The organism is Gemmatimonas sp., from assembly GCF_046594945.1.
GTDB lineage: Bacteria > Gemmatimonadota > Gemmatimonadetes > Gemmatimonadales > Gemmatimonadaceae > Gemmatimonas.
On record NZ_JBKJRB010000170.1, the window covers coordinates 1 to 23,720 of the forward strand.

Annotated in this window: 20 protein-coding genes; 19 read left to right on the forward strand and 1 reads right to left on the reverse strand. The window is 64.2% G+C overall.

Going from position 1 to position 23,720, the window contains the following annotated elements; genetic code table 11:
- Nucleotides 1–77 precede the first annotated feature (77 nt).
- Nucleotides 78–1,667 (reverse strand): pyridoxal phosphate-dependent decarboxylase family protein, encoded by a 1,590-nt coding sequence (locus tag ACLL97_RS20705; protein WP_411282379.1) that lies wholly within the window; start codon nt 1,665–1,667, stop codon nt 78–80.
- 105 nt (nt 1,668–1,772) lie between these two features.
- On the opposite strand from ACLL97_RS20705, the gene radC reads away from it, so the two are divergent.
- From radC to hutH, 19 genes are all read left to right on the forward strand, one after another.
- The gene (gene radC / locus ACLL97_RS20710) at nt 1,773–2,483 is read left to right on the forward strand and encodes a RadC family protein (protein WP_411282411.1); all 711 of its coding nucleotides are present in this window, start codon (nt 1,773–1,775) and stop codon (nt 2,481–2,483) included.
- Entirely contained in the window at nt 2,480–4,654 is a 2,175-nt protein-coding gene (locus ACLL97_RS20715; RefSeq protein ID WP_411282380.1) for a RelA/SpoT family protein, read from the forward strand. The genes radC and ACLL97_RS20715 overlap by 4 nt, the downstream gene beginning before the upstream one ends.
- Nucleotides 4,655–4,721: 67 nt before the next feature.
- The gene (gene uvrB, locus ACLL97_RS20720; protein WP_411282381.1) at nt 4,722–6,821 is read left to right on the forward strand and encodes an excinuclease ABC subunit UvrB; all 2,100 of its coding nucleotides are present in this window, start codon (nt 4,722–4,724) and stop codon (nt 6,819–6,821) included.
- Nucleotides 6,811–7,284 carry a tRNA (adenosine(37)-N6)-threonylcarbamoyltransferase complex ATPase subunit type 1 TsaE gene (gene tsaE, locus ACLL97_RS20725; RefSeq protein ID WP_411282382.1) on the forward strand — a complete coding sequence of 158 codons (474 nt, stop codon included), beginning with the start codon at nt 6,811–6,813 and terminating at the stop codon, nt 7,282–7,284. The genes uvrB and tsaE overlap by 11 nt, the downstream gene beginning before the upstream one ends.
- A 40-nt stretch (nt 7,285–7,324) precedes the next feature.
- Complete coding sequence (locus ACLL97_RS20730; protein WP_411282383.1) at nt 7,325–8,842, forward strand: HD-GYP domain-containing protein; 1,518 nt, start codon at nt 7,325–7,327, stop codon at nt 8,840–8,842.
- Between the two features lie 138 nt (nt 8,843–8,980).
- Nucleotides 8,981–9,709, forward strand: a complete 729-nt coding sequence (gene tsaB / locus ACLL97_RS20735) for a tRNA (adenosine(37)-N6)-threonylcarbamoyltransferase complex dimerization subunit type 1 TsaB (protein WP_411282384.1) — start codon at nt 8,981–8,983, stop codon at nt 9,707–9,709.
- On the forward strand, nt 9,706–10,170 hold the full coding sequence (gene rimI, locus ACLL97_RS20740) for a ribosomal protein S18-alanine N-acetyltransferase (RefSeq protein WP_411282385.1): 465 nt from the start codon (nt 9,706–9,708) through the stop codon (nt 10,168–10,170). Before tsaB ends, rimI begins: the two co-directional genes overlap by 4 nt.
- A gap of 88 nt (nt 10,171–10,258) precedes the next feature.
- The gene (locus ACLL97_RS20745; RefSeq protein WP_411282386.1) at nt 10,259–10,765 is read left to right on the forward strand and encodes a single-stranded DNA-binding protein; all 507 of its coding nucleotides are present in this window, start codon (nt 10,259–10,261) and stop codon (nt 10,763–10,765) included.
- A gap of 211 nt (nt 10,766–10,976) precedes the next feature.
- Nucleotides 10,977–12,527, forward strand: a complete 1,551-nt coding sequence (locus ACLL97_RS20750; RefSeq protein ID WP_411282387.1) for a LysM peptidoglycan-binding domain-containing protein — start codon at nt 10,977–10,979, stop codon at nt 12,525–12,527.
- A gap of 192 nt (nt 12,528–12,719) precedes the next feature.
- Nucleotides 12,720–13,691 (forward strand): NAD-dependent epimerase/dehydratase family protein, encoded by a 972-nt coding sequence (locus ACLL97_RS20755; RefSeq protein WP_411282388.1) that lies wholly within the window; start codon nt 12,720–12,722, stop codon nt 13,689–13,691.
- Complete coding sequence (locus ACLL97_RS20760; protein ID WP_411282389.1) at nt 13,688–14,428, forward strand: MotA/TolQ/ExbB proton channel family protein; 741 nt, start codon at nt 13,688–13,690, stop codon at nt 14,426–14,428. The genes ACLL97_RS20755 and ACLL97_RS20760 overlap by 4 nt, the downstream gene beginning before the upstream one ends.
- A 2-nt stretch (nt 14,429–14,430) precedes the next feature.
- A complete protein-coding gene (locus tag ACLL97_RS20765) occupies nt 14,431–14,844 on the forward strand; it encodes an ExbD/TolR family protein (protein ID WP_411282390.1) in 414 nt (137 codons plus the stop codon).
- A complete protein-coding gene (locus tag ACLL97_RS20770) occupies nt 14,841–15,590 on the forward strand; it encodes a TonB C-terminal domain-containing protein (protein WP_411282391.1) in 750 nt (249 codons plus the stop codon). The genes ACLL97_RS20765 and ACLL97_RS20770 overlap by 4 nt, the downstream gene beginning before the upstream one ends.
- A gap of 4 nt (nt 15,591–15,594) precedes the next feature.
- The gene (locus ACLL97_RS20775) at nt 15,595–16,929 is read left to right on the forward strand and encodes a hypothetical protein (protein ID WP_411282392.1); all 1,335 of its coding nucleotides are present in this window, start codon (nt 15,595–15,597) and stop codon (nt 16,927–16,929) included.
- 38 nt (nt 16,930–16,967) lie between these two features.
- On the forward strand, nt 16,968–17,528 hold the full coding sequence (pal, locus tag ACLL97_RS20780; protein WP_411282393.1) for a peptidoglycan-associated lipoprotein Pal: 561 nt from the start codon (nt 16,968–16,970) through the stop codon (nt 17,526–17,528).
- 119 nt (nt 17,529–17,647) lie between these two features.
- Nucleotides 17,648–18,388, forward strand: a complete 741-nt coding sequence (gene ybgF / locus ACLL97_RS20785) for a tol-pal system protein YbgF (RefSeq protein ID WP_411282394.1) — start codon at nt 17,648–17,650, stop codon at nt 18,386–18,388.
- Between the two features lie 25 nt (nt 18,389–18,413).
- The gene (gene tatC / locus ACLL97_RS20790) at nt 18,414–19,178 is read left to right on the forward strand and encodes a twin-arginine translocase subunit TatC (RefSeq protein ID WP_411282395.1); all 765 of its coding nucleotides are present in this window, start codon (nt 18,414–18,416) and stop codon (nt 19,176–19,178) included.
- Between the two features lie 47 nt (nt 19,179–19,225).
- On the forward strand, nt 19,226–22,156 hold the full coding sequence (locus ACLL97_RS20795) for a putative LPS assembly protein LptD (protein WP_411282412.1): 2,931 nt from the start codon (nt 19,226–19,228) through the stop codon (nt 22,154–22,156).
- Nucleotides 22,146–23,708, forward strand: coding sequence for a histidine ammonia-lyase (hutH, locus tag ACLL97_RS20800; RefSeq protein WP_411282396.1), 1,563 nt, complete (start codon nt 22,146–22,148; stop codon nt 23,706–23,708). Before ACLL97_RS20795 ends, hutH begins: the two co-directional genes overlap by 11 nt.
- Nucleotides 23,709–23,720: the final 12 nt, after the last annotated feature.

Below are 23,720 nucleotides of genomic sequence, written 5' to 3' on the forward strand. Positions count from 1 at the left end.
CCGATGGTACTCCGGTCGTGAGACCGCGGGAGAGTAGGCCGATGCCGGCACCTTGGGAAGCCCCCGTCACCGATCCCTCAGGATCCCGGTGGCGGGGGCTTCTGTGTACCACTACCCCCGACCAGCTCGTCGCCGATCTCGACCACCGCCGACAGAACCAGGGCCATGTCATCGTCTGTCGTCCGATGATTCACATGCGCTAACCGCAGCGCGAATCGTTCGCCGATTCGGGTACTCGACGGCACGGCAATGCCGCGCTCCTGCAGACGAAGCAGCAACTCCTCGTTCAGGGCGTCCAGCGCCGCCTCATCGAGTGAATCAGTCCAATAACGAAAACACACAATGTTCAGCGGGACCGGCGCGAGCAATTCGAGCGCCCGGTGAGAAGCCACGGCGTCGGCAAAATGTTGTGCCTGTCGCACGTTCTGCTCGATGATGCGTCCAAGTTTCGCCACGCCATCGGCCTGGAGCTGCATCCACACCTTGAGCGCCTTGAAGCCGCGTGTAAGGTCAAGTCCACGGTCCGCGAAGAACACGCCGCCGGCACTGACGCCACGACGGGTCTCCGCGAGATACGACGCCGAGGCGCTGAACGTGTCATGATTCAGCGCGGCATCGCGAAGGAGCACGCAGGCGCACTCGAACGGCATCGCGCCCCACTTATGCAGATCGAACGCAATCGAATCAGCCTGTTCCAGGCCCGCAACCTGATCGCGCAACGACGGCGCGAGCGCGGCGAGCGCCCCGAACGCGCCGTCAACGTGAAACCATAGCGATTCCGCGCGACAGATCGCGGCGATCGATCGGAGATCGTCCGTCGATCCCGTATTCACCGTCCCCGCTGTCCCCATCACGCAGAACGGATCGAGTCCATTCTCCCGGTCGGTGTGGATCAGGCGACGGAGCGCAACAAGATCCATCTGATACGCCGCGTCGACCGGCACGCGACGGAACGCGCGATCACCAAGGCCGAGCCATTCGGCCGCCTTCCGCGCCCACCCGTGGGTTTCCATCGAGCCGTAGAAGACCAATGGCTTCGCCGTGGGCTGGTCTGGCCAGTGCTGTACCCCGTTATCGCGCACCGCGCCCCCACGAGCCCGTACCGCGGCGAATCTCGCAACACCAAGGGCATGGCTGTTGGCGGCTGTTCCGCCGGTCACCAGCAGCCCGCCAGCCTCCGGAATGCCCATGAGCGCGGCCAGCCAGCTGACCACCTGCCGCTCAACCATCGGCGGCGCGTGGTTGAAGCCCGCGAGGTGCGGATTCATACCGGCAGCGAGCATTTCGGAGAGCATCGCGAGTGGCGTGCCCTGGCCCTGCACCCATCCGAAGAAACGTGGGTGCCAGTTCCCATTGCCATACGGCAGGATGTGCGAGCGGAAGCGGGCGTACGCCGCGTCCGCGCCGATCCCCTCGATCGGAGCGGGTTCGTCAAACAGCAGTCGCTTCGCCGCTGGGATCTCCTGCCACGCCGGCCGATGCGTCAACGTCGATTGGACATCGAGCATGTCGTCCAGCATGCGATGCCCCAAGTCGCGGAGCCTTGCCCATTCCTCAGGTGACGCCGGATCGAACGATTCGCGATCGATCGCGGCATCGACCGCCGGATCGACTGATTCGCTATCGACAGTCGGCGGGAGCGTCGGGACATGCGGGGAAACGGGCATTCGGTAAAATGGGCCCGCTCGCAATACGGCGGTACCGCAGCGGCGCGACATCATCGGCATCCTGCAGAGATGGCAACTACCTCATTCTCCTGGAGCGAATCCGTGATGGTTCCGACTAGCCAGTCCCCCGCTGCTGCCCTTAAGATCAAAGAGATGCCGAGCGTCGATCGCCCGCGCGAGCGACTCAGGAGTCTCGGCGCCCAAGCGTTAAGTACCACCGAGCTGATCGCCACGGTGCTCGGTTCCGGTGGGAAAGGGGCATCGGCGTTGGCGTGCGCGCAGCTTGTGCTCGAGCAAGCCGGTGGCTCGCTCGGGCGGCTCGGCTTCATGCCGTTGGCGGCGCTCACGCGCGTGCACGGGATCGGACGGGCACGCGCAACCGCAGTGCATGCGGCGCTCGAGCTCGGTCGCCGTATGGCCGGTGAAGCGCGTGAGGCCGGTGTACCCCTGCGCGGTCCGCGCGACGTGGTCGCGATCTTTGCGCCGCGGTTGCAGGATGCACCGGTGGAGGAGTTCCATGTGGCCATCCTCGACGCGCAGCACCGCCTCGAACGCGACGTGTTGATCACCCGCGGATTATTGAACTCGTCTCTGGTGCATCCGCGCGAAGTGTTTCGTGAAGCGATCGCCGAACGGGCGGCGGCGGTGATTCTGGTGCACAATCATCCAAGTGGTGATCCGACGCCGTCGGCGGAAGACAGAGCGGTGACGGAACAGCTGGTGGCGGCCGGGCGCTTGCTGGATATCCCGGTTCACGACCACATCATCGTGGGACGTGGAAGGTACGTGAGCTTTGCGGAGGCAGGTCTGCTGTGACAACGATCGCGCTGCACGAGATGATCCCCGGGTTCGGGCCGACTGCCGATGTCTCTTATGATCGGCTCGACCACGAGTTACTCGTGCGCGCCTACAAGTTTTCAGACGTCGCCCATGCCGGGCAGGTCCGCCATTCCGGGGAGCCGTATGTCTCGCACTGTATCGAGGTCGCGCGAATTCTGGCCGACCTCCAACTCGATACGACAACGGTCGTCAGCGGGCTGTTGCACGACATCGTCGAGGACACCGACATCACCGTTGAGGATGTCGAACGCGAGTTCGGATTGGAAATTGCGCAGATCGTCGATGGTCTGACCAAGATCGCGAATCTGCCGCTCTCGTCGCGCGAAGAGCGGCAGGTGGAGAACTACCGCAAGCTGCTGCTCTCGATCGCCAAGGATGCCCGCGTTATTCTGATCAAACTGGCCGACCGTCTGCACAATATGCGGACGCTCGACTATCTCGCGCCCGAAAAGCGCCGTCGCATCGCCCAGGAAACGCGCGATCTGTACGCGCCGCTCGCCCATCGCTTTGGTATGGCGAAGGTGCGATGGGAGCTCGAGGATCTGGCCTTCAAGCATCTCGAACCTGAGGCCTACAAAACGCTGGCAAAGCTGGTCGCGGCAAAGCGCGGCGAACGCGAGCAGTTGATCGCGCAGATGCGCGAGCCGCTCGAGAAGCGGCTCTCCGATGCCGGCATCGCCGATGTCGAGGTCACTGGCCGACCGAAGCACCTGTGGTCGATCTACAAGAAAATGCAGCAGCGCGACCGTCCGTACGAGGATATCTACGACCTGCTGGCGATTCGCGTGATTGTGCCGAACGTGCTCGAATGCTACCACGCGCTTGGCGTCATTCATGACGGTTGGACGCCGGTACAGGAGCGCATCAAAGACTATATCGCGCAGCCGAAATCGAACGGCTATCAGTCGCTGCACACGACCGTGTTTGGCCCCGGACGTCAGCTGTTCGAGATCCAGATCCGGACGCGCGATATGCACCGCACGGCGGATTTCGGCATCGCGGCGCACTGGCTCTATAAGGAGTCGTCACGCAGCGCCGATGACTTGGATCGGCAACTGGCATGGTTCCGTCAGGTGCTCGAATTGCAACTCGATGCCGAAACGCCCGGTGAGTTCCTCGAGTTTCTGAAGCTCGATCTGTATCAAGACGAGATCTTCGTGTTCACGCCGACCGGTGACGTGATTCAGTTACCGAAGGGCGCGACTCCGCTCGACTTCGCGTTCGCGGTGCACACGCAGGTCGGTGCGCACTGCGCTGGCGCCAAGGTGAATGGCCGAATCGCACCGCTGTCACGTGAGCTCAAGAATTCGGAGACGGTCGAGATCCTGACCAATCCGAATGCGAAGCCCAGTCGTGACTGGCTGTCGCACGTGCGCACGGGGCGCGCGCGTCACAAGATTCGGCAGATGCTACGGCTCGAGGAGCGCTCCTCGGCCATGCGGCTCGGGCGCGAGATCATCGAGCGCGAATTGCGCCGTCGTCGGCTGCCCAAAGTCGACGACGGCGGGCTGCAGCCGGTCGCCAAGCTGCTCAAGCTGAAGGATGCCTCGCATCTGATCGCCTCGATCGGAGCCGGCGACGTGCACGTCATGCAGGTGTTGAAGGCGCTGCACCCCGACCTTGAAACGGCCGAGCCGGTCGTCAAGCAAAGCACGCTCGAGCGCATCGTGGATCGCGTGCGCGGCACCGGCAAGGGGATCCGCATTCAGGGCGCGGACGGCTTGCTGGTGCGCTACTCGCAATGTTGTCAGCCCGTGCCGGGCGATCAAGTGGTGGGCTATGTCACGCGTGGACGCGGCGTGAGTATTCACCGCGGCGATTGTCCGAACTTGCTGCTGTTGGCGCACGAGCCGGAGCGTCGTCTCGATATCGACTGGCACGAGATGGCCGGGGAACGGTTCATCGTCCGCCTCGCCATGGAAGGCACCGATCGCCGCGGTCTGTACGCCGACGTCGCCGCCGCCGTGAGCGCCACGGGCACCGATATCAGGAGCCTCGAACTCAAGACGATCGATGGTCGGGTAACGGGCGCGGCAATGGTCGAAGTGGAGAACCTGGCGCATCTGGAACGCATCATGAAGGCGGCGCGACGCGTGAAGGGAATCGCGGCGGTGTCCCGGCGTGAAAAAATTACGGCCGAGGAATAGGCGGCGGACTCGTCCAGCCGCGGCTTAGCGCTACCCGAAGAAAAGCCGATCTCGCTATATTGCGGGAATGTCCGCCCCATTCCGACTTCAAAGTCCGTTCGCCCCCGCCGGCGATCAGCCCCGCGCGATCATCGAATTGTCCGAGGGTCTGGCCCGCGGCGACCGCTTCCAGACGCTGCTCGGCGTGACCGGGTCCGGCAAGACGATGACGATGGCGAACGTCATTGCGCAGTGGGGGCGACCGACGCTGGTGCTGTCGCACAACAAGACGTTGGCGGCGCAATTGTACGGCGAGCTCAAATCGTTCTTCCCGACGAACGCCGTCGAGTACTTCATATCGTACTACGACTACTATCAGCCGGAAGCGTACGTCCCCTCGAGCGACACGTTCATCGAAAAGGATGCGAGCATCAACGAGGACATCGATCGCCTGCGGCTGCGCGCGACGTCGTCGCTGATGGAACGCGACGATGTGGTCATCGTCTCGACGGTGTCCGCCATTTACGGTCTCGGCGACCCCGTGTCGTATCGCGAGCGCATGGTGGCACTGTCGCGGGGACAGTCGATCGCCCGCGACGACATTCTTCGTGCGCTCGTCGGCATTCAGTATCTCCGCAACGACGTCGCGTTCGAGCGCGGTACGTTCCGCGTGCGGGGCGATACGGTGGAGATCTATCCGGCGTATGAAGAGCAGGCAGTGCGCCTGGAACTGTGGGGCGATGAGATTGAGCGTATCTCGAAGATCCATCCGCTCACCGGCGAGACAATTTCGACACTCGAGCGGATGGCGATCTATCCGGCGAAGCACTTCATCACGAATCGTCCCACGATCGAGCGTGCGAGCGTCGCGATTCGCGAGGAGCTGGCGGACCGGCTGGCCGAGCTGCGCCTGCAAGGCAAGCTACTGGAAGCGCAGCGACTCGATCAGCGCACGAACTTCGATCTTGAAATGTTGGCAGAGATCGGCACCTGCGCCGGCATCGAAAACTATTCGCGCCATATCAGCGGACGGCAGGCGGGAGAACGGCCAGCGTGTCTGCTGGACTACTTCCCCGACGATTACCTCGTGGTCGTCGATGAATCCCATGTGTCGCTGCCTCAGATCCGCGGGATGTACAATGGCGATCGCGCGCGCAAGCTCACGCTGGTCGATTACGGATTCCGGCTGCCGAGTGCACTCGACAATCGGCCGCTCGTGTTCGACGAGTTCATGCAGCTGGTACCGCGACTGGTCAACGTATCGGCTACGCCGGGTGAGCTCGAGCTGCAGCTGTCGGAAGGGGTGGTCGTGGAGCAGGTCATCCGGCCCACGGGTCTGCTGGACCCGATTCTGGAGATCCGTTCGGTGAAGGGGCAGGTGGACGACCTGCTGCACGAGATTCGTGTGCGCGAGCGAAAAGGCGAGCGTGTGCTGGTGACGACGCTCACGAAGCGCATGTCGGAGGATCTCACCGACTATCTGCAGCAGATGGGCGTGCGTGTGCGTTACATGCATTCGGACATCGACGCCATTGAGCGGATGGAGATTGTGCGTGGCCTACGCCTTGGCGAATTCGATGTTCTGATCGGCATCAATTTATTGCGCGAAGGACTGGATATGCCCGAGGTGTCGCTGGTCGCGATCCTCGATGCGGATCAGGAAGGATTTCTGCGCAGCGATCGGTCGCTGATCCAGACGATCGGTCGTGCGGCGCGCCATCTCCATGGCCGGGCGATCCTCTACGCCGACCGGATCACCGGATCCATGCAGCGCGCCATCGACGAAACCGATCGACGCCGGATGATTCAGCGCGACCACAACGAGAAGCACGGGATCACGCCACATGGCGTCCTCAAGAGTATTGATGACGTCCGACTGATCACGCGGGTAGCCGACGCGCGCGCGCCGCACGAAGAGGCCACGCCGACGACCAAGCGGCTAGGCGCGGAGAGCACGCCACGCTCGCGCGACGACTTGCAGACGCTGGTGGGGGAGCTGGAGGTCGCAATGCGCGAAGCGGCCATCGCGCTTGATTTCGAGGCGGCGGCGCGATTACGCGATCAGCTGTTTGAAGTACGCACGGCGCTTGGCGACAAGCCGGAGCAGGCGCGCGGGAATACCGCCGCCCCCAAGCCACCGCCAGGAAGTGCGCCGATGCGGCGTGCAGGAGGCAAGCGTGGCCGCTGATTCGCTCGCATATCTGCTGGGGCGCGGTGCGCCGCGCGCGCCCGACCGGCACTCGCTGGAAGCGTGGGGACGGGCACTTGGCGCCGTGCTTCCACGGCCCGTCGTCATCACGCTCGAGGGTGACCTCGGCGCGGGTAAAACCACGCTGGTGCGGGCGATTTGCGTCGGGATCGGCGTCGCCGCGATCGAAACGGTCACGAGCCCGACGTTCTCGATTATTCAGCAGTACGACGCGCCGAGTGGGCGGGTCGTGCACGCCGATTTGTATCGACTGCGGTCCGATGCCGAGCTGGAGATGTTGGGCTGGGACGAGCTTGTCGACCACGCGCCTGTGCTGCTGGTGGAATGGCCGGATCGCGCCGTGAACACTCTGCCACGCGATACGATTCATGTGGTCCTCGGTCATGATCCGGAGAACGCGAATCGGCGATTACTGCGTATCCACGCGCCCACAATGCGCTGACGTCGGCGAGACGGCGCCGCGGAGCGATGGTGACGCCACCGTGGCCGTCGTCGTCCGAAGCTTGGGCGGATACGGCATGTCGGTCGTGGCCGCCGACATTCTTCGTATCCTCGCCATGCCTGTCCTCGCCCAACGTGACTCGTTCATTCGTCTCGCCGAAGTCATTTCGGCGCTGACGTATGCACTCGATCTGACCGAAGGGCAGCGACCCGGGCACACGCTTCGCACGGCGTTGATCGCGATGCGGCTCGGTCGTGAGCTCAACCTCGACGGCGAGGCGATGGGAGCCCTGTACTACGCGGCTCTGTTGAAGGATTCGGGGTGCTCCAGCAATGCGGCGCGGATGACGGCGCTCTTCGGCAGCGACGATCAGGCCGTGAAGCGCGACATGCGGCTGGTCGATTGGCACGATCGCTGGACGCTCGCGATGCGCACGGCGAAGAACTGCGGCGTCGGTCGAAATCCGATCGCGCGCGTCTCGCATTTTTTGCGCATTGCGCGTACACCTTCCATGACTCGCGAGATTATCCAGACGCGATGCGAACGCGGCGCGCAGATCGCGCTCGTGCTCGGATTCCCGCCGGCGACCAGTGAGGCGATTGCTCACGTTGATGAGCACTGGTGCGGGCTCGGTCATCCGGCCGGACTGGCGGGCGACGAGATCCCGATACTGTCACGGATACTCCTGATCGCGCAGACGCTCGAGGCGTATTGGAGCGAGAACGGCATCGATGCTGCAATCGACATGACGCGGCAGCGTAGGGGACGTTGGTTCGATCCGCGGCTGGCCGATCTGGTCGCCGCGTGGAAGCGCGATCGCGACTGGTGGGCGGTACTGGCCGACACGGCACACCTCGACCAGGCAGCACTGGCACTCGAGCCGGGTGACACACCGCTGCACGCGACCGACGAACGGCTCGACAGCATTGCGTACGCCTTCGCGGCCGTCATCGACGCGAAGACGCCCTACACCGCGCGGCATTCGACGAACGTGGCGCGATATGCCGTCGGCATCGCGATGTCGATGGGGGCCGATGCCGACATGTGTCGCGATACCCTCCGCGCTGGCCTGCTCCACGACATCGGCAAGCTTGGGGTCTCGAATCGAATTCTGGACAAACCAGCCAAACTTACCGACGACGAGTTCGCCGAGATCCGGAAGCATCCGCGCTGGACGTGGGAAATCCTCGAACGCGTAACCGCATTCAACGGATTCGCGCAGGAAGCGGCACAGCACCACGAACGCCTCGACGGCAAGGGGTATCCATGGAGAATGGAGGCCTCGCAGCTCGGGCTCCTGTCGCGCGTGCTGGCCGTCGCCGACGTGTACGAGGCGCTCACCGCCGATAGGCCATATCGTGCGGGGCTCGCGGTGCCAAGCGTGCTTGAGATCATGCGCCGCGATCGGGGCACCGCCTTCGATCGCCACGTGCTCGACGCGGCGGCGGCGCTCGCCGAGTGCGGCACATTCGTCGAACTCGCCGAGGGACGCGATGATCCGTTCCCACAGCTTCGTGAGGCACCCGCAAAGTTCATCCGGATCGCGAGCGTGGCGTAGGCTCGAGGCCGGGTGCGGGCGCGATCGGGCGCGATCGGTCGCGATCGGGCGCGATCGGTCGCGATCGGCCGTGAATACGGGCGAACCTGGGCGAATTGAGGACTGGGGAACGTTCGGTGGGCGCGCTAGACTTTGTTCATGTCCGCCCCCGTCTTTGCTCAGGAAAACTCCGCGTCCCCGTTGGCACTGCTGCTGGTGCTCGAAGCCTCGACGAGCGTTGGCTCGGTCGCCCTGATCGCCAATGGAGCGGTAGTGGCCGTACAACTGGTGGCGATGGGCGCCGGCCGGGAGGATCAGCTGTTCCCCGCCGTGCAGGCGCTGCTGGCCGATGTCGGCGCGACCGCGCGGCAGCTCACCGGCGTCGTGTGTGGGGCAGGCCCAGGGAGCTTTACGTCGTTGCGGATCGCGGCGTCGCTGGCGAAAGGGCTGGCCCATGGGGCCTCGGTGCCGCTGTTCGCCGTGTCGTCGCTCCTCCTGGCTGCCGCCGATGGCATCGAGCCACTCCGCTCTGGACCGGCCGTGGTGCATGCGGACGCCCTGCGAGGTGAACGTTACGTACTCGATGTCCATTTCGCGGCCGATGGCCGCGTTCAGGCGCAGTCTGCGCTCGAGCGCATGACGCTCGAGCAGCTGGATGCGCACTCCGCCGGACGGCCGCGTCTCGCTGTGCTCGCGTCGACGACGCCGGACCTCGAAACGCGCGTCGTGACGCCGTCGTCGGCGCACCTGTTGCGCCTTCTGCCGAACGCGTGGTCAGGCGCGGTCGTGTTGGATAGTTGGGAGCCGCAGTATGGGCGCCTGGCGGAAGCGCAGGTGAAATGGGAAGCCTCGAACGGTGCGCCGCTGCCCTCCCTCGGCGCGGCATGAGCGAACCGATCATCGTCATCCGGCCGACGAGCGCTGATGACGTGCCCGCGATGGCATCGATCGAAGCACTCGCGTTCAGCGACCCCTGGCCGGCGATGTCCTTTCGCGAGTTGCTGGCTCACCCGTACTCGCGGATGGCGTCCGCCGTCGACGAGTCGGGGGGCATCGTCGGGTACTGCATCATGCTCCGCGCTGTCGACGAGGCCGAGATCGCAAATATTGCGACGGCGCCCGGAATGCGTCGGCGAGGCGTCGGCGCGCAGTTGCTCGACGACGCGATCGCCGCCGGCACCGAGGCCGGGGTCGTTGCCCTGTTTCTCGAGGTTCGCGAGTCGAACATCGCGGCTCGCGCCCTCTACGCATCCCGAGGATTTGTGGCCGTTGGACGTCGCCGTGGGTACTACAAGCAGCCCGTAGAGGACGCCCTGATCCTGCGTCGCAACGCGACCGCGTTCGAATAGCCCTATGCGCAGCGTTCGGGTTTGGTTTGGTCAGAGGACCCTCCTAGCTTATCCGACACCCACAACCACCGTACTTCGAGGAGGCACCATGAGTCGCAGCCTGAACAAGGCCATTTTGATCGGCAACGTCGGGTCGGATCCCGAAATTCGCACTGTTGGCACTGGAACGCGCGTGGCGCAGTTCTCGCTTGCCACCAGCCGCAACTGGACGGATCAAACCGGCGCGAAGCAGGAAAAGACGGAGTGGCATCGCTGCGTCGTCTGGAACAGCGCGCGTGGTTCGGGGCTGGCCGATGTCGTGGAGAAGTATGTGAAGAAGGGCGAGAAGATCTACGTCGAAGGCGAGATCGAGTATCGGCAGTGGCAGGACAAGGACAACCAGACCCGCTATACCACCGAGATCAAGGTCAAGGAGCTGATGCTCCTCGGCGGTCGCCCGGGTGGCGGTGGTGGCGGTGAGGACATGGAAAGCGCGCCGCGTCGCTCGGCGCCGCCTGCGCGGTCGAAGACAGCCGCTGCGCCGTCGGCCGGGAAGGAAGAGTTCGGCGACTTCCCGGGCGCGCTGGAAGATGAAGACGACGATCTGCCCTTCTGATTTACTGCAGGATTTGTGGTGCCCGCCGTCGGGAACTCCCGGCGGCGGCAAATGTGATGATGTCGACCATTCCTGTGATATGCTCTCCGTTACCCGCGTGTATCGCAGGCGTCTCCGGTGTGGGCACCTCGTCTGCAGTCGTGCAGGCGAGTCGAGGGCCCTCCAGCGCCCCGGGCGGGGGCGCGTAGTCTTTCCACTGTGAGGCTCGCTGATGCGTGCTGCAAACCAGCCGCAGTCTTCTACTGCTATCGAATCCAGCCGAGCGCTGAATCCGATCTGTCGCATTTTCGTGGCGCTCCTGTCGACGCTGGCGCTTCTGCTCGTCTGGCGTCCTGCCGTCGTTCACGGTCAGGAGGCTGACGGTCGCATCGCGTCCGTCTCTGATTCGGCGCTCGATCAGCTTAAGGATTCCGCGACCACGACGCATGTCGTCCGTGCCGGCGAGACCCTGTGGGGGATTGCCGCGCGGTTCTACGGCGATGGACATCAGTGGCCGACGCTCGCGCGGCGCAATCGGATTGCGACCACCGGTACGGCACCGCTGCAGGTCGGGATGACGTTGACGGTGCCTGCCTCGCCCACGATCCGTGGCGCACGAGCGGCCGCGATGGCTGCCGCACCAGCGGACTCCACGGTGCCGAGCGTCGCACTAGCCAAGGCGGGAGAGGGCACCTTGCCGCCGGCGACCTTCGCGCGTCCGTCGGGATCGCTGTCGGCGCAGACATCCGGTAAGTCCAATGCGCCGGCAGGCGTTGCAATGGGGCGTGCCTCTTCGAAGGCGGCGAAGGCGGCGAAGGCGGCGAAGGCGGCGAAGGCGGCGAAGGCGGCGGTGGTGGTGGCCATCGATACCGTCGCGAAGCCATCGACCGCCCCGGATACGTCTCGTGTGAACTTCCAGCCGCAACATTCGAGCGAATTGTTGACGTCGCGGAAGGGGACGCGCATCGGACTGGTGGACCGCGAAACGCAGGAGGCGTCGCGCAAGACCAGCGAGGTAGAGACGGTCTTCCATCGCGACTTACCGGATGCCGCCGAGGCGGAGCGTCGCACGCGCGCAGTGCTTCGTCCCAATACGCCCGCGCCGCGACAGGCTGAGTTCGATGCGGCGCCTTTCATGGCGCGGCAATCGGAGCTAACCCACGCGGGAGCGATCACCAAGCGGGTGGGCTCGCTCGGGAGCACCGAAACCGAGTATCCGCAGCGCGCCATTGTCACGGATCAGATCGAAGTGCGTCCCCCTGCCGGCGTCACATATAGCGTCGGTCAGCGGCTCGTGGCGGTGACCACGTTAGCCCTCGAAGATAAGCCGTCGATGATCGCGATTCCGACGGGCATCGTCGAGATCGTGCGTGTCGAAGCTGGGAAACCGGTGCTCGCGGTCTTGAAGCGTCAGTCCGGCCGGGTGGAGCAGGGGCAGCGGCTTCTGCCGGCGACCGGATCTGCGGCGCCGTGGCTGACCCTGCAGAAGCTCGCTGCGCCCGATGTAAAAACCAGCGTGAGGTGGATCGACCCAAACGAGTTGCAGCCCACGCTGCAGAGCTTTCTGATGCTCGCCGCCGGCACGTCGCAGGGCGTGAAGGCCGGTGACGAGTTCGGTCTCTACCGTAGCGGCACCAAGCAGCAGCCCTCGCAGGAGTCGCTGGTCGCAACCGTGCGGGTGGTGCGAAGCGAGTTGGCCGGCAGCTCGGCCGTGATTACGCGTCAATATCAGTCGGACATCGGCGTCGGCCTTGCGGCCCGTCGGGTGGCAAAAGCGCCCTGACGGTGCGGACCATGTGACCGCGCGCGACGTGACCCACGTCGCATCTCCCCCTTCTCGATTGATCACTTGCACGCGCTGATGCCCCTTGGGCGTCGGCGCGTGTGTACATTGGGGGATTGTGCGTCTCAGGATACGCCCTGACGAGGCGAGGGCGACGACGGATCTCCCCATTGGATCAAGGAAGCGAACGGCATGGCAAAGACGGTCGTGGTAACGGGCGGTGCAGGATTTATCGGATCCCATGTGGCGGACAGATTTCTCGCCGAGGGATGGGAGGTCACCATTCTCGACGACCTGTCGAGCGGACGCGAGGAGAACATCCCGTCGGGGGCGCGTTTTGTCCGCGGCGATATCACCACATCAGAAGCGGCCGCGCTGATCCGCGACGGCAAATTCGACGTCATGTGTCATCTCGCCGCGCAGATCGACGTACGCCGCAGCGTGCTCGATCCCATCTACGACGCCACTCGCAACATCCTCGGTACGCTGAACTTGATGGAAGCGGTTCGCGCTGGCGGACATCCCACACGCACCATTCTGTCGTCGACCGGTGGCGCACTGTACGGCGATTTCGATCCGCCGCCGAGCACCGAAACGAACAGCAAGGATCCTGAAGCTCCGTACGGCATCGCAAAATTGTCGATCGAGTACTATCTCGCCTACTACGGACGCGTGCACGGACTCGACAACGTGGCGCTGCGCTATGGCAATGTGTACGGCCCGCGTCAGGATCCGCACGGCGAGGCCGGTGTGGTCGCCATCTTCTGCAATCGACTGCTCGACGGTCGTGCGCTGACCGTGTTCGGCGATGGCGAACAGACGCGCGACTACGTCTACGCGGGCGATGTCGCCGCCGCCAACTTCGCGGCCGCGACGGTCGAGCTTCCGCCGCGTGGGCGGCTCGATGCGCGCGCCTTCAACATCGGTACGTCAATCGAAACGTCGGTGAATACGCTCGCGGAAACGCTGCGCTCGGTGTCTTCGGCGCAGTCTCCGATCGACTACGCACCGGCGCGCGCCGGTGAGCTCGCCCGCTCCGCGTTGGACACCACGAAGGCGCAGGCGGTGCTCGGCTGGACGCCCACCGTCACGCTGCGGGAAGGACTCGACAACACGTATCGCTTCTTCGCCGATCGTCGCGCTCGACTGGTGACGCCGGCGTGACGGCGGTGGCTGGACGGTTCGCGCTACTACAGCTGGGGAGCGAGAAGGAGGCGTTGCCGTCGTCGATGCTGGGCATGCTGATCAACAGCGATCCGGTCACGAAGAGCGTACTAGCGCTGCTGGTTGTGCTGTCGCTGATCTCGTGGGCGATCATGTTTTCCAAGTGGCGCGGATTCAAGACGGCCGAGACGAACGGCAGAGCCTTCGTGGCGGATTTCGAACGCGCGCGTGGTATGGACGACGCGATGCTGAGCGCACAGCGGGCGAAGCCGAGTGCGTTCACGGCGGTGTTCGCACGCGCCGTGTCCTTCCTGAACGACACGAAGCCCGCGCTCGGCGCCACCAACGATCGCACGGCGCGACTTTCGGGGTCACAGGTCGAGGCGTTGCGTCTGGTGCTCGATGCCGAAGGGTCGAAGGCACGTGAAGCACTCGGACAGTACATTCCATGGCTGGCGACGGTCGGCAGCGTAAGCCCGCTGATCGGCCTTTTCGGCACGGTGCTCGGCGTGATCGAAGCGTTCGTTGGCATCGGACAGAAGGGTTCCGGAAACATTCAAGCGGTGGCGCCCGGTATTGGCACCGCGCTGATGGCGACGGCCGCAGCGCTCGCCGTGGCGATTCCCGCGGCATTTGCGTACAACGTCTTCGCATCGCGCTTGAATCGTTTCGATGACGCACTCGAAGGATTCGGCTCCGAGCTGATCGCGCTGATGGTGCGCGAAGGGCGGATCTGATTATGCGTCGTGGCCGCCGCCGGGAGCGTGCTGGCGTCAACGCCGAAATCAACGTGGTGTCGCTCATCGACGTGATGATGCTGCTGATGATCATCTTCATGATTACGGCGCCGATCATGCAAGGCGGGGTGGACATCGCATTGCCTACGGCAGACGTCGCGCCGCTCGAGCCGAAGAACGGTCTCGTGATTTCGGTCGATCGTGGTGGACAGATTTTCATTGACGAGACGGAGCTGTCGTTCGAAGAATTCGCCGGCAGCATCAAGGCGCTCTCGGAGAAGAAAGGTGGCGGTGGCGTGTATCTTCGTGCCGACGCAGCGGTGCCTTATGGCACCGTGGTGCGTATCGTCGCGGCCATGAAGGCCAAGGGCATCACGGATGTCGGGCTCGTCGCTGAACCGGACGGCGCGCGGTGAGTCTGTCGCGATCCGCGACGGGGTCGACGACGCTCGGCCGGGGAATCGCCTTTTCCGCCACGGTGCACGTGGCGCTCGTAGCGGCGGCACTGTGGTGGGGGTCGCGCGCCGACGCGCCGCGTCCGCGGGTGTATCGCGTGGAATTGGTCGGCGCGCCGCCTGGGCCGCGTCAGGCTGGCGTGGTGACTCCTGCGGCCCAACCGGCGACGCAGGCACCCGAGATTGCCGGTGCGGAACGGGTCCCCGCCGAAGCATCGGTCCCGACGCCCTCGACGGCCAAGAAGGTGTTGCCATCGCCCAAGGCGACTCCCTCGACGTCACGCACGAAGGCGGCGGGCGCGAAGGCGGCATCGCCGACCGCCACACAAACATCCACTGCGCCCAGAGCCGGTGCGGGTGCGCAGGGCGGTAAGGGGGCGGATGTGGCCAACCTCAATATTCGTGGGATCGAGTTCCCGTATCCCGGGTACCTGCAGAATATCGTGCGGCAACTCACGCTGAACTGGACGCCGCGTCGCGTGTCGGCGGCCTTGGTGTCGGAGGTGAAGTTCACCATCCGTCGCGACGGTTCGGTGGTTGCAATCGAAGTGGTGAAGGGATCGGGTGATCGCATCTACGATCTCGATGCGATGGGTGCGATCGAAGCGGTAGGTTCCACGCGCGGGTTTGGCCCGCTTCCTCAAGGCTGGTCCGACGACGTGCTCATCGTGTACTTCACGTTTGACTATGCTCTGCGACCCAACTGACCGCATGACCCAGATGACGTCGTTCTCAGTGACGCGCCGCGTCGGTTGGATTCGCCGTGTCGCCGCGACAATGTGTGCCGCGTCGATACCGGCGGTCGGTCCTATCATGCCGTCACAGGCCGCGGCGCAGGCGCAGCCGCCGGGGGTCAGTCTCAGCACACGATACGTGGCCGGACAGAAGACGTCGTTGATCGTGTTGCCGGTGAACGGCGGCAGCGGCGATTCGGTCGCTGTGATACTTTCGCGGGATTTCGACTACAGCGATCGCTTCAACGTCGTTTCGACGTCGAGCGCGCCGGTGGTGAACGGGCCGCCGAATTATGCGCTGTTTGCGAAGCTCGGGGTGGACGGCATCGTGCAGCCCACCCTTCTGCCGTCGGGCTGGGTGCGTGTGGCGTTGCACGATGTGTCGAAAAAAGCCGTACTGAATAGCAAGGATTTTCCACTCCCGTCGCCGTTACTGTCGCCCGCGTGGCGTGCGGCGATGCATGGCGTGTCCGACGCGGTCGAGGAGTGGATCACGGGGCAGCGCGGCATCGCGCAGACGCGGATCGCCTTCACGCGTGGCGGCCGAGTGTGGATAGTCGATAGCGATCGCGCAAATGTGACCCCGGCGACTCCGAGCGGCATGTCGCCGCAGTGGCTACCAGGGGCGCGCGGGCTGGTGTACAGTGTGCTCGATGGTGTGCGCAACCCGATCATGCTGACGGATCTCGGCACCGGGTCGCAGCGCACCTTGGCCTCGTCTTCGGGGATCGAGCACAGCTCGCCGGCGGTGTCTCCTGACGGACGCACCGTGGTGTATGCGCGCGGCTCGGACACTGGCACGGATCTGCACGCCATGCCGATCGGCGGTGGAGCGTCACGGCGGATCACCGTGGGGCGCGGCCGTGCGAGTACACAGCCCACCTTCAGCCCTGACGGGCAGCGAATCGCCTTCATGTCGGACCGCTCAGGGCATCCCGAAGTGTATATTAGCGATCTGGATGGAACGAACGTGGAGCTGCTCACGGCGGCGACGTTCGGCGATCGCGACTACCGAGCGGGGCCGGACTGGTCTCCCGATGGGCGCCTCGTGGCGTTTCAGTCTCGAAACGGCGGCACGTTCCAGATCATGACCATCAACTTGCGCGATCAGTCCGTGAAGATCGTGACGAACGACGGTCGGAACGATGACCCATCGTGGGCACCGGATTCCCGACACCTCGTGTTTTCATCGACACGCAGCGGGACGCGCCAGTTGTGGATCGTGGATATCGAAACCGGTCGCTCACGCCAACTCACCTTCGGGTCCGAAGCGCGATTGTCGGCGTGGTCTCCGCGGTTGCTGTCGCAGTAGTCACCACCTTTTTCACTCTACCTTCGGAGTTTTCCGACATGATGCGTGTGTCTCGTCTGACCCTGGTGTTGGCCTCCACCACGCTGGTGCTGGGTGCCTGCCGTAAGAAGCCGGTGGTCGCCCCGCAGACAGAAACACCCCCTGTTGCGCAGCCTCAGCAGCCGACACGGCCGACGAATACCACTCCTGCGGCCCGCGACACGATGGAAGAGTATCGCACGAAACTGGCGGCCACTCGTGCGCGATTGCTCGAGACGATCTACTTCGAGTACGATGCCGACGAGTTGCGCGACGATGCGAAGTCGAATCTCGACGCGAAGATCTCGGTGCTGAATGCGAATCCGGCCGTGAAGATCCGCATCGCGGGTCACTGTGACGAGCGCGGCAGCGACGAGTACAACATCGCGCTCGGCCGTCGTCGTGCCGAAGCGGCGAAGCGATATCTGACCGACCGCGGCATCGATGCGTCCCGCATCGAGTCGGCGTCGTTCGGTCGTGAGCGTCCGGCCGTGCAGGGGACGAGTGAAGAAGCGTGGTCGCGCAATCGCCGCGACGAGTTCGAGATCATCGCCGGCGGCGATCAACTGCGCGCTCAGTGATAAGCGCCGCCGCACTCGGACTTCGGCCCTCGCTACGCTCCCGAATGTGGCGGCTCGTTCCTCTCGTGGCGCTCGTTGCCACGGGAGGCTGCTTCGCTACGCGCGGGGATGTACGGATCGTGCAGAGCGACATCTCGTCGCTGCGCGCGGAGATCCTCAAGCATCAGCTCGAGCAGCGTGAGGCGCTAACGCAGACTTTGCGAATGCTTCAGGTCGCCAGCGATTCGTTGTCCAAGGTCAGCGCTCGCACGGTCAGTATTCAGGGCGACGTGCGTGGCGAGATGCGGGCCATCCGGGAGCAGATGCTGCAGGTGCAGACGTTGCTCGGGCAAAGTCAGGCCACGATCGCGCGGTTACGCTCGGAGATCGAATCTCGGAGCGCGGCCCCGGTCGGCGCGCCGCCCGCGAGCACCGTGCCGCCGGTGCCCCCCACGAGTGGACGCACCACGACGCCACTGGCGATGGACAGCGCGGCCGCCCGCGCCCCGGGCCCCAACCAGCTCTACTCCGATGGGCGGGATCAGCTCACCCGAGGAAGCAGTGCGACGGCGCGCATTTACTTTCAAGAGTTGCTCACGAACTTTCCCACGTCCGACTACGCCCCTGACGCGCAGTTCTGGATCGCCGAATCGTTCGCGAAGGAAAAGAATGTGGCAGCGGCCGATGCGGCGTATGCGGCGGTGGTGAGTGCCCATCCCATGTCGGTAAAGGCACCGACCGCGTTCTACAAGCGGGCGCAGCTGGCGCTGCAGCAGGGGAACACCCCGCAAGCCCGGCAGCTGCTCGAACAGGTGATCGCCCGCTATCCGCGCAGCGATGAGGCCGAGCTCGCGGCCGAACAACTCAAGACGCTGCGCTGACCGCGCGACCAGGACGACTTCGCTGATGTCCAGCAGTAATAGTGTGGAAATGCCGTTTCTCGATCACCTCGAGGAACTGCGGTGGAGGCTCTTCAAAAGTGCCGTGGCCATTGCCATCGGCGTTGGCGTCTCCTTCGCGCTGCTGTACACGAAGCAGGTGGATATTATCGCTTTCCTGTCGCAGCCCATTCAGCCGTATCTGAAGCAGCCGCTCATGGTCACGCACGTGAGCGATCTCTTCGACATCGTGATGGATGCGTCGATCACGCTGGGCTTGATCGCCGCCTCGCCGGTCCTCGCTTGGCAACTCTGGGGATTCCTGTCGCCGGCGCTCTACGGCCATGAGAAGAAGGCCGTGATCCCGGCACTGATTGGCGCGGCCGTGCTCTTTCTGGCCGGCATGGCGCTGTCGTTCTTCTACGTGCTGCCGGTGACGCTCGGCTTTTTCATGAGCTTCCAGAGCGGGTCCGTGCAAATCATGCAGACGGTCGATCAGTACGTCAGTTTCGTGATCTCCATGTGTCTCGCCTTCGGTGCGATTTTCGAGCTGCCAATTGTCATCGCGTTGCTCTCGGCCATGGGTATCGTCCAGCCGCAGTACCTCTCGAAGTTTCGGCGCCACGCGTTTTTGGGGTGTATCGTCGCGGCGGCGCTCATCACGCCGGGTAGCGACCCGACGTCTCTGATCGCACTGACGATCCCACTCTATCTGTTGTACGAAGTCTCGATCACAGTCTCGAAGTTCATCAGCCGTCGTCGTGAACGACGTATCGCTGCCGGGGACGAGTGAGCCGATCGGTGCCTGCACGCGGCCGATGGCGCTCGGTCGTTTTGGTGATGCTGGGCCTTGTGCTGGGCACCGGGTTGCTCGCGATGCCGCTGACGGCGCAGCGACCCATCCCCACGCGTCCCGTGCCCACGGGCAAGGCGGCGGCCGGGACCGTGCAGGGAAAAGACAGCCTGGCGCAGTTGAGCAAGGATCGCGAAGTGTTCAACTGGATACCGCCCGACTCGCTCATGCGCGCGCTGCTCGATCGTGAGGGGTACCGCAAGGTGCAGTACCAGGGCGACACGGTGTTCTTCAATGCGCTGTCGCGCGCCTTGATCCTGAAAGGAAAGCCGTCGGCGGTGCAGCGCGACGAGACGATGATCATCGGCGACTCGATCGTCTACAACGACTCGACCAAGCGCGTCGTCGCTATCGGTGACACGGTGCTGTTGCGCGACCCCCAGCAACAGGACGCCGACGACTTCATCGCCAAGGGGCGTATCGAGTACGACCTCCAGTCGAAACAGGGCGTCACCGGTGCCTTCTCGACGTCGGTCACGTCTGGGCAACGGCTGTTTCTGAGCGCCGAGCGCGGCACGATCATTTCCGATTCGCTGGTGAGCGGCCGGCACATCGTGTTCGCCAAGAACGGCTCGTTCACCTATTGTGATCATGCCGAGCCGCACTTTCACTTCACGACGAAGGACATGAAGTTCGTGTCTGAGAACGTAATGGTGGCGCGGCCGGGCGTGCTGTACATCGGCGAAGTGCCCGTGTTCTGGATCCCGTTCTTCTTCCAGGATGTGCGGAGCGGTCGGCGCAGCGGCATGCTCACGCCGAACTTCGGTATCGCCGAACTGTTCCGAAACAGCCCGTCGTATCGCCGGAGCATCACGAATATCGGCTACTTTCTCGCCATCAGCGATTACATGAATGCCGAGGCGTCGTTCGACTGGCGTTCGGGCGCCCGGAGCACGGAGCAGGATCCGGGCTTCCTGCGCGGCAATGCCGAACTGCGCTACAAGTGGCTGGACCGGTTCATCAGCGGTGAGACCGCCGTGTCGTACCTGGCGCAGCGCAACGGCACGACGAATACCTCCGTGACGTGGAATCACAATCAGGACTTCTCACGTCAGACGCGCCTCACGGCACGCCTGAATTGGGTGCAGAATACGCAGATTCAGCGGCAGACGACGGTGAACCCGACGGCAGCCAACGCGACGATTCGCTCGCAGTTGAACTATCAGACCAAGATCGGACCGGCGCAGATCAACGTCGGCGGTAGTCGCGTGCAGTATCCGGGGCGCAAGCAGGTCGACATGGACTTCCCGTCACTCAACGTCACCGCGGGCACACTCGCCGGCGGACCGTTCTCGTGGACGCCGTCGTTGCGCCTCGCGATTTCGGGACAGAGCAAGATCGATCAAGGGCTCCAGTTCCCGTATGTGTACAACATCCGGAAGGGCGGTGGTGTCGACAGTACGCAATTCGATGCGAGTCGGCGCAATATGCAGTTCGGCTTCGAGACGCCGATCAAGATCGGCGATTGGCAGTGGAACAACTCCTTCACGCTGTCCGATCAGTATCGGAATTTTCCGGAGCAGCGCGAAATCATCGGCGTGCGCGATACGTCGATCCGCTCCACGCGCATTTTCGCCAAAACCTACGAGTCGAACTTCGACTGGACGACCTCGTTCGGGCTGCCGCGCTTTTTCCAGGGCACGTGGAACCTATCACCGTCAATTTCGGTGAACAACGTGGATGGCGCCTCGGGGCTGTTTGTTCGTACCGAACGGAGCGGTGGCAAGTGGGTGCAACAGTCGAAGCGACTGAGCTACGCGCTGTCAGCGTCGCCGACGTTGTACGCGATGCTGCCCGGTATCGGATCGGTGGCGAAGATACGCCACTCGATTACGCCCAGTCTCAGCTACAGCTATTCGCCGAATGCAAACGTGAGCGACGAGTATCTGCAGGCGCTCGGGAGGACGCGCGTGGGCTATCTCTCCTCGCTCGCACAGAATCGCGTCTCGCTGAATCTGTCTACCAACCTTGAAGCGAAGCTCAAGTCGGAGTCTGACTCAACGCCCGAGTCGGGCCGAAAGATCAAATTGTTGGCGCTGAACTTTTCGTCGTTGTCGTACGATTTCATCCGTGCCGATTCCACCGGCAACGGATTCACCGACAAGATGTTCACCCTCTCGGGGCGCACGGACCTGTTGCCCGGGCTCGACTTTCGCACGTCGTACGATCTCTTCCAGGGTGATCCGGCATCGGATACCGCGACCTTCAGTCCGTATCGTACCGATTTCGGCGTCACGTTCTCGCTGAACGGCAAGTCGGGCCTCGTCGCACTGTTCGGTCGCCTGCTCGGGAGGTCGACGCCGCTCGAAGCGATCGACAGTACCAACGCGCCACGCAATGCGTCCGACCAGAACGTGGCGCAGCAGAGCCGCCAGATGAACGCCGCCGGTGGAGGGAACATGCGCGGTATGCAGGCGTCGCTGCCAAGTGGTGGCGGATGGAATCTGAACTTGCAGTACAACGCGGCACGTCAACGACCGCCGCGTGGCGGCACCCAGATCGTGAACGATCCGTCGATCTTCTGTGAGCCGCAGCGCGCGCTTGGCGCGTTCGTGTACGAACAGTGCCTGGTCAACGCGCAGAGCGCGCAGGCCACTGGTCTCACGTCTGGACAGAGCGCCATCGGTGCGCCCGTGTTCATACAACCGGCCACGCAGAACGTCTCGGCGACGATGTCATTCAATATCACCCAGAACTGGTCGGCGCAGTGGAGCACGCAATACGATGTGGAGCGTGCGCGGTTCGCGAGCCAGCAGGTGGGCCTGCAGCGCCAGTTGCATGACTGGAATGCCGTCTTCGCCTTCTCGCAGACCCCGAGTGGAAGCTTCGCGTTCAATTTCTTCATAGCGTTGAAAGCGCAGCCGGAACTGAAATTCAACTACGACCGCCAAACGTACCGGTCGTCCAATGGGCGCTGATTCGTCGGTAGCACCGGCGTGGAGACAGAACACGATGCTGCTGCTTGACGGACGATCGTTGCAAATTGCCGATGTGATGGCGGTGGCGGATGGCGCGCTGGCCGTGGGCTTGGCCGCCGAGGCGCGGGCGCGCATGCAGGTGACGCGCGACGTCGTCGATCGCGCCGTGGCGCGCGCGGAACCGGTATACGGCGTCAACACCGGTTTCGGCAAGCTCTCCGAAGTCACGATCGCCGGTGATCAACTGGCGGCACTGCAGCGCAATCTGGTCCGCAGTCATGCGGCTGGCGTCGGTGATCCGCTCCCAGAACGCGAAGTGCGCGCCATGATGCTACTCCGCGCGAACGTGCTCGCAACGGCGTACGCCGGTGCACGACCGATAGTCGTGGAATCGTTATTGGCGATGCTGAATGCCGGGGTGTGGCCCGTGGTGCCGGAGCAGGGGAGCGTGGGAGCCAGCGGCGATCTCGCGCCGCTCGCGCACCTCGCGCTTACGCTCATTGGCGAAGGGACGGCGCGCTTTCAGGAGCGCGAAGGCCCCTCCCAGGAGCTTCTCGCTGCGGCCGGGCTCACCGCGGTCACGCTCGAGGCGAAGGAAGGGCTCGCGCTCATCAACGGGACGCAGGCGCACACTGCCGTGGCATCACTGGCCTGCGCGGAACTCACCCGACTCTGGCATGCCGCGCAGGTCGCGACGGCCATGAGTCTCGAGGCGCTGTTGGGCACCCCCGATGCGTTCGACGCGCGCATTCAGGAGGCGCGCGGTCAGCCGGGGCAGATGGAATCGGCGGCCATGCTGCGCATGCTGCTCGACGGCAGCGAGATTCGCGAGTCGCATCGCTTCGGCGATCCGCGTGTGCAGGATGCGTACGCGCTGCGCTGCGTACCGCAGGTGCACGGCCCGGCACTCGACGCGCTGCGTTTCGCGCGTGGCGTGATCTCGCGCGAGCTCAACGCGGCCACCGATAATCCGTTGGTGCTCGCCACGGGAGAATTGCTCAGCGGCGGTAACTTCCACGGCCAAGCCGTGGCGATGGCGAGCGACCTGTTGGCAATCATCTGTGCGAACCTCGCCGTGATCAGCGAGCGGCGGACCGATCGACTGGTGCACCCCGATTTCAATCAGGGACTGCCACCGTTTCTGGCGGGCTCTCCGGGGCTCGAATCGGGACAGATGATGGCACAAGTCACGGCGGCGGCGTTGGCCAGCGAGTGCAAACTGTTGGCACACCCGGCCAGCGTGGACTCGATTCCGACCGACGGCAACAAAGAAGACGTGGTGCCGATGGCGATGGGGGCGGCCACCAAGTTGCGCCGCACCGTGCGCAACCTGCGGCATGTGCTCGCGATTGAACTCATCGCCGCGGCGGAGGCTCTGGAGTATCGCCGTCCGCTGCGCAGCAGCGTGGCCGTGGAGCGTGCGCACGCGATTATCCGACAGCATGTCGCGCGAGCGACTGGCGACCGACCACCGGCACCTGACATCACGCGGCTCGGAACTGCCGTGGCTGCCGGGGCACTCGATGCCATTACCGAGGGGTTCGTCGTATGACGGGCGCGGTGA

Bases quoted from the DNA above. Each gene is read 5' to 3' on its own strand.
- ACLL97_RS20775 (WP_411282392.1), top strand. From the start codon at position 15,595: ATGACCCAGATGACGTCGTTCTCAGTGACGCGCCGCGTCGGTTGGATT.
- ACLL97_RS20745 (WP_411282386.1), top strand. From the start codon at position 10,259: ATGAGTCGCAGCCTGAACAAGGCCATTTTGATCGGCAACGTCGGGTCG.
- pal (WP_411282393.1), top strand. From the start codon at position 16,968: ATGATGCGTGTGTCTCGTCTGACCCTGGTGTTGGCCTCCACCACGCTG.
- ACLL97_RS20755 (WP_411282388.1), top strand. From the start codon at position 12,720: ATGGCAAAGACGGTCGTGGTAACGGGCGGTGCAGGATTTATCGGATCC.
- ACLL97_RS20765 (WP_411282390.1), top strand. From the start codon at position 14,431: ATGCGTCGTGGCCGCCGCCGGGAGCGTGCTGGCGTCAACGCCGAAATC.
- tatC (WP_411282395.1), top strand. From the start codon at position 18,414: ATGTCCAGCAGTAATAGTGTGGAAATGCCGTTTCTCGATCACCTCGAG.
- rimI (WP_411282385.1), top strand. From the start codon at position 9,706: ATGAGCGAACCGATCATCGTCATCCGGCCGACGAGCGCTGATGACGTG.
- uvrB (WP_411282381.1), top strand. From the start codon at position 4,722: ATGTCCGCCCCATTCCGACTTCAAAGTCCGTTCGCCCCCGCCGGCGAT.
- radC (WP_411282411.1), top strand. From the start codon at position 1,773: ATGGTTCCGACTAGCCAGTCCCCCGCTGCTGCCCTTAAGATCAAAGAG.
- tsaB (WP_411282384.1), top strand. From the start codon at position 8,981: ATGTCCGCCCCCGTCTTTGCTCAGGAAAACTCCGCGTCCCCGTTGGCA.
- ACLL97_RS20795 (WP_411282412.1), top strand. From the start codon at position 19,226: ATGCTGGGCCTTGTGCTGGGCACCGGGTTGCTCGCGATGCCGCTGACG.
- hutH (WP_411282396.1), top strand. From the start codon at position 22,146: ATGGGCGCTGATTCGTCGGTAGCACCGGCGTGGAGACAGAACACGATG.
- ACLL97_RS20705 (WP_411282379.1), bottom strand. From the start codon at position 1,667: ATGCCCGTTTCCCCGCATGTCCCGACGCTCCCGCCGACTGTCGATAGC.
- ACLL97_RS20750 (WP_411282387.1), top strand. From the start codon at position 10,977: ATGCGTGCTGCAAACCAGCCGCAGTCTTCTACTGCTATCGAATCCAGC.